General features: G+C 42.5%; 8 protein-coding genes. All 8 read left to right on the forward strand.

Annotated features, from left to right (window positions below):
* The first annotated feature begins 145 nt into the window (after window positions 1-145).
* The 8 genes from AACU32_RS12955 to AACU32_RS12990 all read left to right on the forward strand — a co-directional run bounded on the left by AACU32_RS12955 (window position 146) and on the right by AACU32_RS12990 (window position 19,325).
* The gene (locus AACU32_RS12955) at window positions 146-841 is read left to right on the forward strand and encodes a potassium channel family protein (RefSeq protein ID WP_096600069.1); all 696 of its coding nucleotides are present in this window, start codon (window positions 146-148) and stop codon (window positions 839-841) included.
* 1,061 nt (window positions 842-1,902) lie between these two features.
* The gene (locus AACU32_RS12960; RefSeq protein ID WP_096600071.1) at window positions 1,903-4,443 is read left to right on the forward strand and encodes a beta strand repeat-containing protein; all 2,541 of its coding nucleotides are present in this window, start codon (window positions 1,903-1,905) and stop codon (window positions 4,441-4,443) included.
* A 134-nt stretch (window positions 4,444-4,577) separates the two neighbouring features.
* Window positions 4,578-5,147: a DUF11 domain-containing protein gene (locus tag AACU32_RS12965; protein WP_096600073.1), complete on the forward strand. Its 570-nt coding sequence runs from the start codon at window positions 4,578-4,580 to the stop codon at window positions 5,145-5,147.
* 164 nt (window positions 5,148-5,311) lie between these two features.
* Window positions 5,312-6,838: a DUF11 domain-containing protein gene (locus AACU32_RS12970; RefSeq protein WP_096600075.1), complete on the forward strand. Its 1,527-nt coding sequence runs from the start codon at window positions 5,312-5,314 to the stop codon at window positions 6,836-6,838.
* Window positions 6,835-10,902, forward strand: coding sequence for an Ig-like domain-containing protein (locus AACU32_RS12975; protein ID WP_096600077.1), 4,068 nt, complete (start codon window positions 6,835-6,837; stop codon window positions 10,900-10,902). The genes AACU32_RS12970 and AACU32_RS12975 overlap by 4 nt, the downstream gene beginning before the upstream one ends.
* A complete protein-coding gene (locus tag AACU32_RS12980) occupies window positions 10,899-12,470 on the forward strand; it encodes a right-handed parallel beta-helix repeat-containing protein (RefSeq protein WP_096600078.1) in 1,572 nt (523 codons plus the stop codon). The genes AACU32_RS12975 and AACU32_RS12980 overlap by 4 nt, the downstream gene beginning before the upstream one ends.
* A gap of 24 nt (window positions 12,471-12,494) precedes the next feature.
* Complete coding sequence (locus AACU32_RS12985; RefSeq protein ID WP_096600081.1) at window positions 12,495-15,896, forward strand: GEVED domain-containing protein; 3,402 nt, start codon at window positions 12,495-12,497, stop codon at window positions 15,894-15,896.
* Between the two features lie 315 nt (window positions 15,897-16,211).
* On the forward strand, window positions 16,212-19,325 hold the full coding sequence (locus AACU32_RS12990; RefSeq protein WP_096600083.1) for a hypothetical protein: 3,114 nt from the start codon (window positions 16,212-16,214) through the stop codon (window positions 19,323-19,325).
* Window positions 19,326-19,465 lie beyond the last annotated feature (140 nt).

Raw genomic sequence — 19,465 nt, forward strand, 5'->3', positions numbered from 1 at the left:
AAATCTCTGTTCTCTAGCCTCTAGCCCCTAGCTCCTATTTTCCAGCTAATGATAAAATTTACACTGATAGGCAAATATATTTTTGCATAAAATCAGTGTAATTTTTTGCCCTAAATCCAGGGAGCGCTATTTAAGGATAAAACTTGTGAATCTGTCAGCATTAAGCTTTTTTCGCAGTTTAGGCAAAAATAATCACCAATTTGCAGTGATTGGTTTAGGTCGATTTGGTCGCTCTGTATGTTCTACACTGCATAGATTAGGTTATGAGGTACTAGCAACAGATATTGATGAAAAGCGAGTATCTGAAGCATTGACAGAGCGTATAGTAGGTCATGCTTTACAGTTAGATTCCACAGAATCTGCTGCACTCAAAGAAGCAGGAATTTTTGAATTTGATACAGTGATCGTCGCCATCGGCAACTATATTCAAGAGAGTATCATTACTACTTTAAATGTGAAAGAGGGGGGTGTCCCCCATGTAGTGGCTAAAGCTTCTAGCGAAGTTCACCAAAAGCTATTAAAACGAGTGGGAGCAGATCATGTTGTGTTTCCAGAATACGAAGCAGGTTGTGCTTTAGCACGCACACTCACCAAACCATCAATCATCGAGCGATTTGACCTCGATCCAGATAACAGTATTGTCGAGTTGATTGTCCCTGACGATTTTCATGGTAAAACTATCACCGAACTCCAACTGCGTAATCGCTATGGGTTGAATTTGCTGGCTGTCAGTCATGATGGTAAATTTCTGATTAATCCTGAACCCACTAAGCGTTTAGAGCGTGGTACGGCGATGGTGGTTATTGGACACAATAAAGATATTAATCGCTTGCCAATTTGATTTGTCAACAGTCAAAATTTGTGAAAATCAGTTAGCTTCAGATCCCCGACTTTTTTAAGAAGTCGGGGATCTTTGTTGAGAGTTCTGTGCGATCGCTTTGAATAATTCGTAATTCCTATTGTTCAAATTCTCTTCCTGTCATGACTTGTATTTATGTTCTCTTGTCAAGATGGCTATAACCCCCCTTTCTCTGATCATAAGTTTAAAGTAATATATCTAACTACAAATATTTACTCTAAAAAGTAATATAAATTCGCTTAAATACTGTTAAATATCGATTTAAAGTCAGAATATGGCGATGCTACGTTACTACCGATGTATTTTTAGATATTAGTAGTGAAAGCTTCGTAATTATCCGCTTTATAATTCCGTTATGGAAAGTACACCAACCTTTAACAAAAGAACCTGTAAAGTTCCCAATAGAAGCCCAAATTAATCACGAATGATCTTGAGGTTCCTCAGATTCTCCTCATTTTTAAGTTTTAAACTTGATATTATAGGCTTCATATATAAAATTTCTATTTTATTTTGGAAATAATATATCGGCGAGCTACTGCTTTAGACCGATTCCTGAAAGCCAGTAGCTTTGAGCATTGCCGATTTTAAAGATACTCACATTTTCCTCATTTTTAAGTTTTAAACTGGCATTTTTAGAGGATTTATCTATTTACATATAAAATTACTATGAATAAAAAATAATATTGTACTCCTGCTTATTTCTATTAATTGACCATCAAAAAGATCATTATTTTTACGGAAGATTTTTTAGGGGATGAAATGTATATTTTTTTTATCAGCAAACATCGTATACAAATATTTCCCGTGATTCATGAGTGCAATTGTTGATGTACCAAAACAAAGCACCTATGACGGCTGGAAAATATCTGTGCATATCTGCTTGCATAATATTTGAGGTCAATCAATAGTTAATCCCTCAAATATCCATACCTAAAGCTTTTAGCTTTGGGTTATTTTAACTGGGCAAGTTCTCAATGAATTGTTAAGAGAAATCCTGCGTGTCACCGCAGGATGAATTTCGATTGAATATATACACTTCCATCATGCCAAAAAAACAGAAATTTATCAAACAGTCATCCAGGTTCTACCGTTCTGTCGTAGCAACAGCATTATTAACCAATGGCGTTTTCCAGTTTGTTGCGCCTGTATTAGCGGAAGGAACCGCTGCGGGACAGTCAATCAGTAACACCGCGACTGCTACTTACGAAGATCCTAATAATCCAGGTGTAACCATAGATTCTACATCCAACACAGTTACCGTAACAGTGGCGGAAGTTACGGGTATTGCTGCTACGGCTGGAGCTATCAGTGACAGTACAAATGGTACAGTCCAAGTAGGTGACGTATTAACCTATAACTTTAGTGTTACTAACATTGGTAACGATCCGACTCAAATCCGCATTCCTAGTGCTGTAACCCTGACAGAATCGGTATCGGGTGCTGGTACCGTAGGCACAGTACAATATAGTATAGATGGTGGTGTAACTTGGATTAATGTTACTAATCCGAATGCCTTAACATCGACAATTCCAGTTTACAATCCAGCTACTAATATAGGTTCCACTTCAGTCAAAACTGGAACTGTATTAGTGCGTGTACCCGTAACAGTTAATGCGGCGGCAACACCTGGTACAACTATTAAGGTAACATTAGGTAATACACCCTCGACTCCTAGCGATCAAAACCAACCATTAAGTATTTCCACTGCTAATCAAGAACTCTACACAGAAGACTTAGCAGATTCTGATCCTACGGATGTGAATGGCTCGCCAGTAGGAGGAGAGAAAGAAGCATCCGCAAATAGTACTGCGACTGTTGGTAGTAAAGATTACGCTTTGGCCATCTTAAAGAAAACTCAAACTGCCTATAACAACAATAGTACCCAAAGTATTATCACAGATGACACTATTACCTACGGATTAAGCTTGAAGGTTGATAACAATACTATAACAGGTACAAATATTACACCTTCTGCGTTAAAGGGTAGTGCAATTACTTTAAATACTGGATCGGAAACTCGTATTTTGGTTTCTGATGCTATTCCCGCAGGTACAGAATTAGACTTAAGTACAGCACCGACACCACCTAATGCAAATTGGGAACCTGTTTATACTACCAGTGCTGTAGGAACTATAGATGCTAATGCAGCCACATGGAAACGCTTTAATAGTGGAGCTTTACAAAGTGGTGATACAGTAGCAAACGTCACTCGCGTAGGTTTCATCAACAAAGATGCTATTACTTCTCTTCCAGCTGATGGAACAGATATTACTGGCTTTTCTATAAAAGTTAAAGTTAAATCAACAGCTACAGCACCTTTAACTATTGCCAACATAGCTCAAGTATTTGGTAGCACAGTTGGTAATGACCAGCCAGTATATGATGAATCAGGTGACAACAACCCCAGCAACTACGATCCTGGTACGTCAAGCTTTCCGGGAACTGATAGCAATGGTGATGGTGTTCCTGATACTATACCCGCTGGGTCTGTTGAGGATGGTTATATTGATACACCAACTAATCCAGAGACAGGTTCAGAAACCACTAACAATGGTAACGATGGTACTGGGCCTCTTGGTGAAGCTAATGTTTTCACAATTAATACATCAAGCCTTCTCAATGGCCCCAATGGTCAACCAGGAGCTTTAGGGCCTACCAATGATAATAATACGGACTTCACTAACAAGTCTTCTACGGTTCCGGCAAATACAGCACCAGGTACAAAGATTGATCCATCTGCGGTTACATTTACCAACACCTTTATTAACGGTGGTAGTAATGCAGGTACAGTGACTTTAGTACCTACACCACCAGCAACAGCAGGAGATTTACCTGCTAGTACTACAGTAACTATTACTTATGCTGCTCAAACAGCTACCTATACTTACGATGGTACATCGTTTAGTCTCACAAATGGTACAGCAATTTCTATTCCTAACGTTGCTGCTAATACACCAACTAACTATAATGTCAGCGTTGACTTGCCAGCAAATACTGCACTCTCTACAGACACAGGTAAAGGTTATCCTGTACCTATTACCGCTACTATTGGTGGCACTACCAGCAACATTACTATTGACCGAGTGTACACAGGTTTCTTGAAACTGGTGAAACTTTCTCGGATTTTAGATGCTAGTGGAAATGTCTTAACAGGAGCAAGAGCAGCTCAAAGTGATTTTGAAACTACACCAGTAGTTGGTACTGGAACTGCAACACCAAGAACTCCTTTACCTGGAGAAATTATTGAGTATCTCATCCGTTACAAGAATATTGCTGCGGAAGATAATACAAATGGAGCTAATAATGTTCTTCTCAATGTCAACAATTTGGTAATTACTGAAGATGGTACTTTAGGCGCTAACAGTAATTGGGCTTTAGATCAGGATAGCAACAGCATTATTGATACCAGTCACGTTATGGGTTCTGCTGTAGATTCTGGTACTGGTGCAACAATTACTTATACTCCTTCTGAGCAAAGTGGTACAACACAGGCTACTGATGTCACTAAGTATGTGAATACTATCGGTGTACAGATTGCTCCAGGTGTACAAAGAACTTTTACTTTCAAACGGAAGGTGAACTAGTAGGAAATTGTAGGTTGGGTTAAGCGACAGCACAACCCAACAAAACACCCATAATATTGGGTTTCTTTACATCAACCCAACCTACACAGATACGTTGAAATCAGAATTTTTGAAATTTAAAGAAGGTATTATCCATGAAAGGTTTTTCTCTTGCTAGTATTGGCGCAGTTGCGATCGTTGCATTAGCACCATTTATTACACAGACACCAATATTAACATCTGCGTGGCAGTCCAGTAGTGCGATCGCCCAAAGCGCCAAAAAAGGGCCAGTACAGTTGCGCTTAGAAGCAGAAAAGAAAGTAGTGCAACAAGATAACCAAGGTAAACAAACAGTTACATGGCAAGCTTTGCAAGGTCAAGTAACAGTGCAGCGAGGAGATGTGCTGCGTTATACAGTCACTGGTGGTAATAATGGCGATAAAGCCGTCAAGAACCTCACCATCAATCAAGCAATTCCCCAGGGAATGGTGTATGTACTGAAATCTGCTACCGTCAACGATAAACAAGGCGCAAAGATTACCTACAGCATTGATAGCGGACGTAGCTTTGTCGAAAATCCGACAATCAAAGTCACCCTTCCCAATGGTAAAGAAGAAACTCGTCCAGCACCAGCAACCGCTTACACTCATATCCGCTGGAAATTCGGCTCATCTGTTGCGGCTAAAGAGACTGTTAAGGGGACTTATCAAGTTCAAGTGCGATAGCTAGGGACTAGGGGATGTGGTTCGACTTCACGGTAGTTGAGCGTAGCCGAAACTCACCAACCGGAAGACAACCAGACGCGGTGACGCGGGGAAATAAATAATGACCAATGACAACTGACCAATGACAACTGACAACTAACAACTGACAACAGGAGAAAAATTCAGTGCGCCGTCAAAGTTTGCAACATCAGATTTCTGATGGTGGCTGGTTTAAGCGGTTTGCGACAACCATTTTAGTCGGAAGTTTTTTACAGAGTCCAATACCTGTTTTTGCTCAACTTAATAATGGGATTGCGCCTACAGCAATCACTAACCAAGCTACATATACTTATACAGATCCAACTAGTCAATATACATTTCAAGGTAGTTCTGGTCTAAATCAAGCTAATTCTAAACCTTTAATTGACCCTTTGGGGCGGATTCTCGGTTGTGGTGGGCAAATTTTACCTGATTATCAAGGCTTTTCTGTGGCTTTGTACGAGCCAAATCCTAACGATCCGCTGGGTACAGAACTAGGACAATTAGTATCTCTAACACGGACAGAAGTCCCGGATATTCCCAATAATAATATTCCCAAAGGTATCAACCCAAATTCAGAAAATAGTAACCCATTTTTGCTGACAAATGCAACTGAGGGATACTACAACTTCTTATTTGATCAAGATAAGGGACAAACTGCTCAAGGTAAAACTTATATTTTGGTAGTCAATCCGCCTGCCAATTCTATTTATACGCAAAGACGCATTAAGTTAACAATTGTCAATATTAGTGGTGAAGGAAGTAACCAGATTGTTCAGTATAGCGCTACTTCTATAGATGGCTTACCAATTAGCCTGCAAGGTACAACCCAACTAAGTAACACCGTTTTAGTATCGGATGCGGAACGGATCGGGCTAGATTTATTACCTCTAAAATTGGATTTAGGGTTGTGTCAAACACAACAAGTGCAGATTATCAAAACAGCCGATCGCGCTACGGCGGAACCTGGAGATACGGTGATCTATCGCCTATCTCTGAAAAATATTGCTGATACTGCTTTAGATAATTTAGTAGTTAATGATACTTTACCTTTAGGTTTCAAATTTTTACCTAAATCTGTGCGGGGTGAGGCTGGTGGTCAAGCAGTCAACTTTACCGCCGAAACTAGTGGTTCAGAAATTATATTACGGACTACAGAGGCGATCGCACCTGGAAGTATCATCAATATTGCCTATGCTGCCCAACTGACTCCTGATGCTGTGCGTGGTTCGGGTCGCAATTCTGCAATTGTCAACGCCCAACGGACTGACAACGATTTCGCTGTTAAAGATGGGCCAGCTACTCATCAGTTAAAAATTCGACCGGGAATAGTATCTGACTGCGGTACTATTATCGGTCGCGTTTTCGTAGATAAAAACTTTGATGGTGAACAACAACCTGGTGAACCTGGTGTACCTAATGCGGTGATTTTCATGGAAGACGGTAACCGCATCACCACAGATCCAAATGGTTTGTTCTCCCTAGCTAACGTCTTACCAGGAAGTCACACAGGTGTTCTCGACTTGAGTAGTCTTCCTGGTTATACCCTCGCACCAAACGTCCGCTTCCGCGAACGCAATAGCCAATCTCGTTTGGTGCGTTTAGAACCTGGTGGTATGGTACGCATGAACTTTGCAGTCACTCCCACCTTTAACTCAGAGGTGAAGAAATGAAAACCAGACTGCACCATGCCAATACTATCAATTTGAAATTAATCGGGGCTGTAGCTGGGGCTGTAAGTTTGGTTTTGTATCCTGTCATAGCTCAGGCTGAAAATACTGCGGTTATCCAAGAACAACAGAACTTTACTGACGAAAACTCTCCGCAACAGTTAGGTATGACACGGGGAGTTGTTCTCGATCAGCAATTAGAATCGACTACATCCGAGACGGAATCAGTTGGGATACAAACTTTTCAACCAGCAGATGATACTCCATTGCCTAAGGGTTTGCAAAAAATCGCATCTGGTACATCAAATTTAGAGAATCACTTATTATTCCCCACTCCCCAAGTTTTTGCTTCCGCCTCTTTCCCTGTCAGTACTAACGATCAATCTGCAAGTGAACCTGATATTACTGCTGGGATACAACCTTTTCAACCAGCAGATAATATCCAATTACCTAGAGGCTTACAACAAGTAGCATCTGTAAGTAACGAACAGCAATCTGTTATCTCAAGTTCGGATCATGATTTATTATTCCCAGATCCCCCCGTCTTTGCGTCAGAGAGTCCTGAACTCAGTTCGGATCGTGATTTATTCTTCCCAAATCCCCGCATCTCCATGTCCGAGGGTTTCCCCGTCAATCTTGACGAGTCTGCAACTGAACTTGAGATTACTAGGGGTATCCAACCTTTTCAAGCAACATCTGATATTAAGTTGCCTAGAGGCTTACAAACAATCGCCAATGGGACACCAACACCAGATATTGCCACAGGAGTAAAAATTCTCACTCCCACACCCGATGAAATAGTTGATGTGGCAGCGACTACGGTAATTCTGGAATTTACTCAGGGAGCCACCGTAGAATTACGTGTGAATGGACAGCTGGCAGATACTTCGCAGATTGGACGTACAGCTACAGATGCGACAACCAAATTAGTCACGCAAACATGGTATGGGGTTTCCTTAAAAGAAGGGGAAAATACCATTACTGCCCAAATAGTCGGCTCAACTGCACCCCTCGTGAGCAGGCGAGTGGTAGTTCGTGGCGCACCCACGCAGATGAAATTAGAGACTGTGGAGGCGCGGATTCCCGCAGATGGGCGTTCTACAGCCACAATCAAAGGACAGTTGTTGGATGCGAATAACAACCGTTCTAAATGGGATACTGTTGTCACTTTAGCAGCCAGTGCTGGGGAGTTTATCGGGGCAGATTTTAAACCGGATCAACCGGGATTTCAGGTAGAGGTGAAGGAAGGGGAATTTACAGCCAAGCTGAAATCCACTTTAAATGCCCAAACAGTCACAATTAAAGCCAATGCTAATGAGTTAGAAGCCTTTACTCCTGTGCAATTTGAAACCGCCCTGCGTCCGAGTATTTTGACTGGGGTGGTGGATTTGCGTTTAGGGGCTAGAGGGACAAATTATTATGGGAGTTTCCGTGATTTTCTCAACCCTGACAAAGATCATAGAACACAGTTAGATTTTCACTCGGCGGTATTTGCAACAGGTGCGATCGGTGATTGGTTGTTTACTGGTGCATACAATAGTTCTCGGACTCTCAACGAAGACTGCAACTGCGATAATCGCCTGTTTCGCAGTAACCAATTCAGTGAGCAAAACTATCCTGTTTATGGCGATAGTTCTACAGTTGATGTTGTCACTCCTTCAATTGATAGTGTATTTGTCCGTTTAGAACGTTCCCCTGGTATTCCCGGTGCTACCCCCGATTATGTGATGTGGGGTGACTACAATACTGAGGAATTTGCCCGTTCGTCACAGCAATTCACTGCAATTACCCGTCAACTTCACGGTTTTAAAGCCAACTACAATTTAGGAAATTTCCAATTTACAGGGTTCTACGGCAACAATCTCGAAGGTTTCCAACGTGATACCATTGCGCCTGACGGTACTAGCGGCTATTATTTCCTGTCTCGCCGCATCTTGCTTTCAGGTAGCGAAAATGTCTTTCTAGAATTAGAAGAACTGAATCGTCCTGGTACTGTCTTGGAACGCAAGCAGTTAAACAGAGGTTCAGACTACGAAATCGACTACGATCGCGGGACTTTATTATTTCGTCAACCGATTCTCCGCACAGATGTTGATCAATATGGTCAAGTTTTAGTCCGGCGGATTGTTGTTACCTATCAATATGATAGCAAGGACTCTGACAGCAATATCTATGCGGCGCGTCTGCAATATAACTTTTCTCGCAACTTTAATAGTGAAAGTTGGATCGGCGCAACCTACATTAAAGAAAATCAAGGGGTGCGTGGGTTTGAACTTTACGGCGCTGATGCCATAATTACTCTGGGTCAAGAGGGTAAAGTCATCGCCGAATATGCCCATTCCAGCAATGACTCTGATGTGATGGGTAAAGTTACTGGTGCAGCTTATCGCGTAGAAGCCCAAGGGCAGATTTTACCAGGTATCCAAGGTCGTGCTTATTATCGTTTTGCAGATACTGGTTTTGCCAATAATGCCACTATCAGCTTTGTCCCCGGTCAAACTCGCTATGGCGCACAGGTTACAGGTCGAGTTTCCCAAACTACAAATGTCCGATTGCAATATGACCACGAAGATAATTTTGGCATTGCACCCCAACCTTTAGATACCTTTGAAGAACTATTTTCACCTCGTTCTCAAGCTGTCCCTGGTAGTAAGGTTGATAACTCCTTAACGACAATTTCCGCTGGAATTCAGCAAAAATTTGGTAGCGTCACTGTTGATGTTGATTGGATTCATCGCAACAGAGAAGATAGGATAGCTACAAATAATCTCCGAAGTAATTCTGACCAACTGCGATCGCGTCTTTCTATCCCCTTAGCAACTAACCTGACTTTCCAAGCGCAAAATGAGGTCACTTTATCTTCCTCCAAAGATGCTGTTTATCCAGACCGTACCATTCTCGGTTTGAATTGGGCTGTGATTCCTGGGATTAATGTTAGTCTGGCGCAACAGTTTTACAGTGGTGGTCAACTTTCTGGTAACTCCATCACCAGTTTAAGTGTCAACGGTGAACACAAACTCGGTACAGATACCACTATCACTGGTCGTTACTCAATTTTAGGTGGTGCTAATGAACTAACTACCCAAGGCGCGATCGGGTTAAATAATCGCTGGTCTATTGCTCCTGGTTTGCGGTTAAATCTGGCTTACGAACACGTATTTGGTAGCTTCTTCCAACGCACTGGCGCAGGTCAGCAATTTGCCCAACCCTTCGCCCCTGGTCAAAGCGCTGCTTCGATTGGATTTGATGGTGGCGATAGTTACAGCGTTGGCTTAGAATACAGTGATAACCCTGATTTTCAAGCCAGCGCCCGCTACGAACATCGTAGTTCCTCTGGTGGTTCTAATACCGTCATCTCAGCAGCGGCTACGGGGAAAATTTCTCCGTCTCTCACAGCTTTGATACGTTATCAACAGGCAAATTCTTCTAATCAAAGGCTGACAGGATTAGGAGATACGGTCAACTTGAAGGTGGGTTTAGCTTACCGTGACCCCAATGACGATAAGTTTAACGCCCTCTTGCGTTATGAATATCGCCAAAATCCCTCAACCATCCCTGATACTATCCTCTTAGGTAGCGGTTCAGGTTCCAATGACCATACCTTTGCCTTAGAAGCTATCTATGCACCTAACTGGCAATGGGAATTTTATGGCAAATATGCCCTGCGTCAAAGTACCTCTTACCTAGCTAGCGATTTAGTCGGTACGAGTACGGTAAATTTGGCACAATTTCGGGCTACCTATCGCCTAGGATACAGCATGGATTTGGTAGGTGAGGCGCGGGTAATTAATCAATCTACTTATACCGAAACAGGATTTGTGATTGAAGCTGGTTATTACCTTAGCCCTAATCTGCGCATGGCGGCGGGATATGTGTTTGGTCGAGTCGATGACCGCGATTTCTCTGGTACACGTTCTGCTGGTGGCGCTTATTTGGGTATAACACTCAAACTCAACGAATTATTTGATGGTTTTGGACAGCAGAAAATTGCGCCTCCCCAGCAACAAGAATCTGTGGTGCAACCAGTGGTTGATAAAACAGGAGAACCTGAGAAGTTAAGAATATGAAAGTTTTTCTTGGATTAATCAATTTTGATGTGTCTGTCCTCAGTAAAGCTGTTTGCTTGTTACTTTTGGCATTACCAGAAGTAGCTATGAGTCAGCCTCCACAAACCTCCATCAGAGTAGTGGTGAACAGTAATCAAGATGGGGCGATACAAGCTGATGATGTAGTAACGTTGCGAGAAGCGATCGCTCTTGTTAATGGTACATTGCCAATTGAGCAGTTGAGCGATCGCGAAAAAACTCAGGTGCAAACCCTTGGTAGTAATGCACAGTCCCGCATTGAGTTTAATTTACCACCTCAAGAAAGAGCGATCGCTCTTCAGGAATTGTTACCACCCCTAGCTAGTCCAGGTTTGCTAGTGGATGGTACTACACAACCTGGATATGATCAGGCGAAATCACCAGTTGTGTCAATTACGTCTAATAGTAATGCAGATATCATCCGTGGTTTTACGGTTGTCGCTGATGGTGTCATCATTCGCGGCTTAAGTATATATGGATTTAATGCTCATCATGGCGCTACTGCGAGTCTCCCCCCCGCAGATATTTTTATTGCACCACTTTCGGAAGTTGTCGAGATGAAAGAAGGTAAAACTCACTTCTCCACACCGCCGAAAGATGTATTTATTGAAAATAACTGGCTGGGGATACCACCGGATGCCAGTTTACCCTCCAAAACTTCGGCTTTTGGGGTATCTGTTTTTAATAGTGTTGGGACAACCATTCAAAATAATCGCATTGCCCATCATGATGGTAGCGGCATTATTACCTCAATCCGGGCAGAAAATTTACAAGTCAAGGAAAACATTATTACTCATAATGGCTTGGCGGGGATGCCCGATGCAATTCGCCTTGAAGGTATAATTAACAACACAAAGATTACAGACAACTTAATTCAATTTAATGCTGGCAGTGGGTTGTATTTATTTAAACCTGAAGGTTCAGTAAAAATTCTCAATAATACCATCAGTAATAACGGTCAACAGTTCCATCGCGCAGCAATTTACCTGATGGGGAAAGGACATGAAGTGGTGAATAACAAAATCACCGAGCAACCAGGCACTGGGGTAACAATCGCCGCTTACCCCCAAAGCCAAGGTAACCGGATTCAAAATAACCAATTTGCTAAGTTACAAGGACTAAGTATTGACCTAGTAAGTCAGCAAAATGTTGGTGTTCGTGACTACCAGCAAGGGGATGGCGCTAACCCAGTACATGACAGCTATCAGCGTCATCGTCAGGCGGGTAATTTTGGGATTGATGCGCCAAGCTTTCTCAGTCGGGAATTCTTTATCTTACAAGATGGATCGGTGACGCTGGATGGTTTTGCGGCTACTGGTTCAGTAGTCGAAATTTATACAGTCAGTGAAAAGAATGGGAATATGGGCACATTGAATCAAGCGATCGCCACAGTAAATACTAATAGCGATGGTAGATTCTCTGTAAAATTGGGAAACCTAAAGGCTGGAGAACGCATAAGTGCGATCGCTATTCATCCCCAGTATGGAACATCTGAGCCAGCCTATCCGGCATTAATTCGTCCTGTGGAACAGTATATAAACTTTCCATAAATACTAGCCACTAGGTATATAACTATGTTTACATTTATACAAAAAATAATCAAAAAATTAAATAGCGATCGCTTAACTCGCTTCTTAATTACCACATTATTAACATTTATATTTACGATTCAATTTACAGGAATCACTGGTTGGATACAACTTGTGCGATCGGAAGGAAGTTACACATTAGGTCCAAGTCCTGCTGGTCAAAGCAGACAAGCTTTATTTGAATATGATGCTAACTATAATGATGCAGGTGGTTCAACTACTAATATTGGTGCATTAAAACGTCCAATTTATGTAGATATTAAAGATAGCAATGAAATTATCAATATCAGTGCTTGTGGAAATGCTTGGACTGATGACTGGGAAGTAGATGTTTACTATGTCGGTTCTCAACCTGTACCAGACAGTAATGCATTCAATTTTAATGGAGCTTATTCCACTTATCCCCCTGCTTCTGGGGCATTAGTTTTTGGTCAAGCTGGAACAGCAACCAATACTAATACTAACTTCAGAGGTCAAGGGACTTTTGGTACAGGTACAGATACTGCCAATAATAGTGATTGTTATGCCTATAATAGGTTAACTAAGGCGGACATGGACACAACAACCCCCGCCGTGCCACCCGGTAATTTTTCTGCTGATGGCAGCGTTATTAAAGTTCCTGCCACATCAGGACCTGGAGTTTATGAAATCCGTTTACAGAACCTGACCAATAATGCCGCTTCATCAACTGATAATAATACAGTTTTTCGTCAATTTGATATCTCAGTCACTAACCCCACTAGCCCAAGTGCAAAAATACCAGCTGTCGCAGATCCCCAAATAGCCCAAGGACGAGTTTGGTCTTACGTTTGGGCTTTTAATGCTAAATCTTTTGCCCAAACTGAATCTACCAACCAAGATTTTTATGTCGTTGTACCTGGTGGTACTCCGGGTACAAACTTTGTTTGGAAATTAGACTTAAATAATTTTGCTGGATATGTTTATGAATTGGTGGCAAATAATGGAGGTGTTCACTCACCCAATGCAGCCGGCGTTAATGTTCGAGGCTTGAGTGTTCCTATTACTGGGAACAGAGTTGATCCCCAATACCGACAATATCTGAGTTACCCAGATCAAACCTTTGTCAGATCAACCGCAGGTCCTTCAATTAGCAATTTAAGATTTGAAGATAGTGACGGAGAAGATAATACCTTTACCCCTGGTTTAACAATTAATACCCAAGATAAAGGCTACTTTAAATTTACCTCTAGCCTCCCTGGTACTTATCAAATTATTGTTGACACCAATAAAGATGGAATTTTTGGAGCAGGAGATGTTCAGTTAAGAGGAGACACCGATGCTATTGGCAATGTCAGCGCCGAGTGGGATGGTAAAGACAATGCTGGTAACGTTTTAGGTGTAGGAAAGTACGATGCCCAAGTTAAAGCAATTATTGGTGAATACCACTTTATTGCTGGAGATGTAGAAACCAGTGGACCTGGTACTGGCTTAACTATTCGGGAAGCTACATCCTCAATTGGTACTGCTTCTACCGAAGTCTATTGGGATGACAAAACTATTCTCGGTGCATCAGGAACAACTACCCTCCCCAATGGAGTTATTGATGGTCGTCATACCTGGGGGAGTACTTCATCTGGTGGTTCACAAGGTAGTAACGGCAGTAGTTGGGGCGATCTGAGATACCTTGATACCTTCGTTTATGGTAAATTTGCTATAGGTAATATTCCAGCCATTATTGGTGATGTAGATAGCAATGACTTTGGTGATGCACCTGATACTTATGGTACAAACAAAGATATTACTGTTGGTGGCACACCTGCTAGTCATCTTACCAGTGCCAATATTTATTTAGGAACAATAGCAGCAGATGCGGAAATAGACGGTTTTCCTGGTGCTGATGCTCATGGTGATGATATTAATAACACAGATGATGAAGATGGTGTAACTGGTTTTAATCTTTTATCTACTACTGATACTACTTATAGTGTTACCCTACGAGTTCGTAATAATGTTGCTGCTTCTGCTTATTTAGGTGGCTGGATAGACTTTAATCGCAATGGTACTTTTGAAGCATCGGAAGGTGTTATTCAGACTATAGCCAATAATTTTAATAACACCACCACTCTTACTTGGACAGGTTTAGGTTCAAAGGGTTTAGTGGCAGGTAATACCTATGCTCGGTTTCGGATTAACAATGACCCACTTAGTACCAGTGATTTTATCGGTGGTGGTAGAAATGGTGAAGTAGAAGACTATGTTCTCACGATCGCTGGAGCATCTACAACCTATGACTATGGTGATGCACCTGATACAGGGACAGCAGGCAATAATTCAACGAACTACAATACTATTAATTCCCGTGGTGGTCCGGCTCATATAATTAACACAAACCTCAAGCTAGGGGCTAATGTTCCTGATGCAGATAACGGTACATTACAAAATATTACAGCAAATGCTGATGATAATACAGGTACACCGGATGATGAAGATGGCGTTACCTTAACTAATACCTTAACCACAAGTGGCAACTATAGCGCTACAGTTAATGTTACCAATAATATAGGTACTGCTGCAACTTTAGTAGGTTGGATTGACTTTAACAAAAACGGTGTTTTTGAAGCTGGTGAAGGTGTATCTCAAGCGATCGCTGATGTTACTAATAATAGTAATAAAACTCTGACTTGGACAGTACCAGGTGGCACGACACCAGGTAATACTTATGCTCGTTTCCGGATAAGTAATGGAAATGTAACTACTTCCACCCCCACAGGTATCATCGGTAGTGGAGAAGTAGAAGATTATCTAGTGACTATTTTGGATAGTAAACCCAAGTTATTGCTAGTCAAACGGATTACAGCTATTAATGGTGTGGATCTCACAGGATTTGTAGATAATACTAATGCTACTGATCCCACTGCACCTGATGATAATGATTCTAACTGGCCTAATCCGAATAATACCTATCTACGTGGCAAAATTGATGGTGGCTTTGTAAAACCTGGTGATGTTTTGGAATATACGGTCTACTTCCTTTCTAAGGGTGCTGTTGATGCGAAAAATATGACGATTTGTGATTTAATTCCAGCAAATACAAATTTCCAAACTCAAAGTTTTAATAGCGATACGGGTATTCCTATCGACACTGGGGCGACAGGTACAGATTTAGGCATTGCTTTGGGTTGGAGTTCTACGAGTTTACCTACTACTCCCACTCAGCGTATGAGTAGCGATAATACAGATGGCGATCGCGGTCAATTTTTCTCTGCAAATAGCGGAACTGGCGGCGCTACCTGTTCGGCGACTAATACCAACGGTGCTGTTGTCGTCAAGGTAGTTTCAGGCGCAAATGCGATCCCAAAAGCGACGGTATCGGGTACACCTACTAATTCCTATGGTTTCATTCGCTTCCGCGCCAAGGTGAAGTAGACCGTATTAGCTAGCTGATGCGATCGCCCATTCATATACAGTGGCGATCGCATATTTTTTTAGATTTAATTTTTTGATAAAAAATATAGCTATTTAACGCTGTTAAAAATAATAAATTAAACAATTTAACCAACTATTTAATAAATATTTCTATCCTGCGCTAGATATGCTGTTCAAACTGTGGAGAGATGCTGACAATGCCCAAATTCCACGATTCTGAAAGCTACAGACGTGATTGTTTGACCATAGACACAAAAATTTATGCTCATGTAATTCTTAATTTCCCCAAATTTAAGCTTAGACAAAGGAAATACAATGTTTCAAAGTACAGAAATTATGCTGGGACTCTACAAGTCACTATTGTGGGTGGCACAGGTTCCAGTAGACTCCCCAAATGTCTCACCAGCACAAGCATCGGTTATCACTTCTGGGCCCCGCTTTTTTGTGGCTTTAATCTCTGGTGTGATTTTAGCTTTTGCTTTCCAATTAGTTTTAACAAATCTCTCGGTGGCGGCGGGGATTTCCTACCTAGGGAGACCTTCGGACTCAGATCATGAAGAAGCGGGAAGTTTTGGCGGTACAATTCGCAAAATTGGTACAGCAGTAGGTATTTGGACGTTAGTTACTGTCACAGTTGCCTTATTAATTGCTTCTTTTTTAGCAGTAAAACTCAGTCTGTTGGTGTTAGATCCAGGACTGGGCGCAACTCTGGGGCTAGTAATCTGGGGTGCTTATTTTTTACTCCTGATGTGGGTAAGTTCCACTACAGTCGGTTCCTTAATTGGCTCAGTGGTGAATACAGCCACCTCTGGCTTTCAAGCAATTATGGGGACAGCGACTGCTGCATTGGGTGCAAAAACTGTCAGTAATCAAGTTGTGGCGACAGCTGAAGCCGCCGCATCTGCTGTGCGCCGGGAACTAGGAAGCGGAATCGACCCTACGAGTATTCGGGAAAATGTCGAGGATTACCTAGACAGGTTGCGTCCCCCAGAGTTGGATCTATCCAAGATCCGCAGTGAGTTTGAAAATTTACTCAAAGATCCACAATTCCAAGCGATCGCAGGTAGCCCAGATCTCCGCAATATCGATCGCCAAAAGTTTATTGATTTAGTCAGCAGTCGCACCGACCTTTCTAAACGCGATGTGAAGCGCATTGCTGATACATTATATAAACTGTGGCAGCAGGTGGCGAGTCAACAAGCACCCACCCAAGACCGTTTAGGGGAGTTAGTTGAATACCTGAAATCTGTACCACCAGGACAAACTAAAACAGATGAACTCAACGCCAAGCTGGAAAGGTTAATTTCCGAAACTCGTGGTTCTAAAGAAGCTGACCAAAAAGCAGCCCCAGGCCCAATTCAGAGTACAATCCAGCAAGGGCTTTCGGCTTTGACTGGTATTGTTTTGGGGAGAACAGACTTGTCAGATTTGGATGTCGAAAAAATTTGGCAATCTTTATCCACTGCTAAAGACAAAATCACGGAACAAGCTGATAAGCTGGGCTTACCCGCAGCTTCCCAACCTTATAGCCCCATTCGGGCTGATGTGGAAAACTACCTGCATAACACTTACGCTTGGCAACTCAGTCCCGAAAGAATTGGTCAAGAATTCCGCGATGTCATCTACGATCCAGCCGCAGACCCAGGAGTAGTGCGGCGGGAATTAGATCGGCTTTCGCGCAATGATTTTGTCAACATCTTACAACAACGGGGACTGCTGACCCAAGGACAAATTCAGCGGATTGCAGATCGCTTAGAAACTGTCCGCCAAGAAGTGTTGGTGACGGTGACTGCTGTTGAAGAACGAGAGATAGTAGAAGACTTGCAACGTCGCGTTTCCAGCTACCTCCTCGTTACCAGTAAATCTGATTTGACTTCTGAAGGTATTGAACGGGATTTTAGAGCTTTGTTGTCAGACCCAGATGCAGATTATGAAACCCTTTCCCGGCGGTTAGCGGCGATTGATCGCCACCAAATGCAGCAAATACTGTTTCAACGCAACGATATTCAGCCATACGAAATAGACGGGATTCTGGATGATTTAGAAAAACAACGCGATCGCGCTTTAATTGAATCTAAAGGGTTGGCAGATCAAGCAAAATATCAAGCAGAAACCCTGTGGTTGAATTTAGAGTCATATCTGCGTAATACCGGCAAAGGCGAACTCAACCCCGATGCAATTCGTGCCGATCTCAAACGGCTACTGGAAGACCCCCAAGGGGGAGCGATCGCACTTCGGGCTAGGTTAGCTCGTTTTGATCGCGACACCTTGGTAAAACTACTGAGTCAGCGCCAAGATATTAGCCAAGAACAAGCCAATCAAATCGTTGATACTGTTGAATATTCATGGCACAGTATCCGCCATGCACCCCAAGCTGTAGTCGATAAAGCCAAGGAGCAATACGACTCTGTAAGTACTACCATCGCCGATTACTTGCGCAACACTGGCCAAGCTGAACTCAACCCCGAAGGTATTCAGCGAGATTTAAACAGATTGTTTGAAAACCCCAAGGAAGGAGCCTTAGCTCTACGCCGTCGCTTGTCCCAAGTAGACAGAGATACACTAGTAAAATTACTGGGACAACGTCAAGATTTGAGCGAACAGCAAGTCAATGAAATCATTGATTCTGTACAACATTCGATTCGCAATTTTGTCCGTGCGCCTCGTCGAATTGCTACCAGAACCCAGCAACGAGTAGAAACTTTCCAAGCCTATTTGGAAGAGTATTTGCGGCAAACAGGCAAAGAAGAACTCAATCCCGAAGGTATCAAGCGCGACTTACAACTGTTGCTGCACGATCCGCGTGTGGGGATGGAAAGTTTTAGCGATCGCCTAGCTCATTTTGACCGTTCCACAATTATCGCGCTGCTGAAAATTCGTGAAGATATTACCGATGAAGAAGCAGCCAGAATTGCCGATAACATCGTCTCGGTACAAGAGCAATTTGTCGAGCAAATACGCGGGATTCAGCGCCGCATCCAAGATACGATTGATGGTGTTTTTGCCCGCATCCGCAACTATCTCAACTCCTTGGAGCGTCCAGAACTGAACTATGATAGTATTAAGCGTGATGTCCGCCAATTATTGGACGATCCGCAAGCAGGATTTGATGCCTTACGCGATCGCCTATCTTCTTTCAACCGCGATACCTTAGTGGCGATTATCAGTTCCCGTGAGGATATCTCCGAAGAAGATGCCAACCGAATTATCGACCAAATTGAAGGCGCTCGCAACACCGTTCTCCAACGGGCAGAACGCTTACACCACGAAGCACAACGCCGTTTAGAAGAAGTCAAGCATCAAGCACAGCGACAAGCCGAAGAAACCCGCAAAGCCGCCGCCACAGCAGCTTGGTGGTTATTTGCTACAGCAGTTGTCTCCGCTATTTTCTCCGCAATAGGAGGAGCGATCGCTGTTGTTCGCCTGTAAGCCCTAAAATTGTCTACGCTCAATTATTTCAGCCTCCCCACGGGGAGGTTTTTTTTGCATTTTTTGCGCCCGGATTCTTCTGATGAATTTCTAGAAAATATTTATAAAATATTGATTAAATATATACTGGATTTTTGAAA

It is taken from the genome of Calothrix sp. NIES-2100 (assembly GCF_963875285.1).
GTDB lineage: Bacteria > Cyanobacteriota > Cyanobacteriia > Cyanobacteriales > Nostocaceae > Aulosira.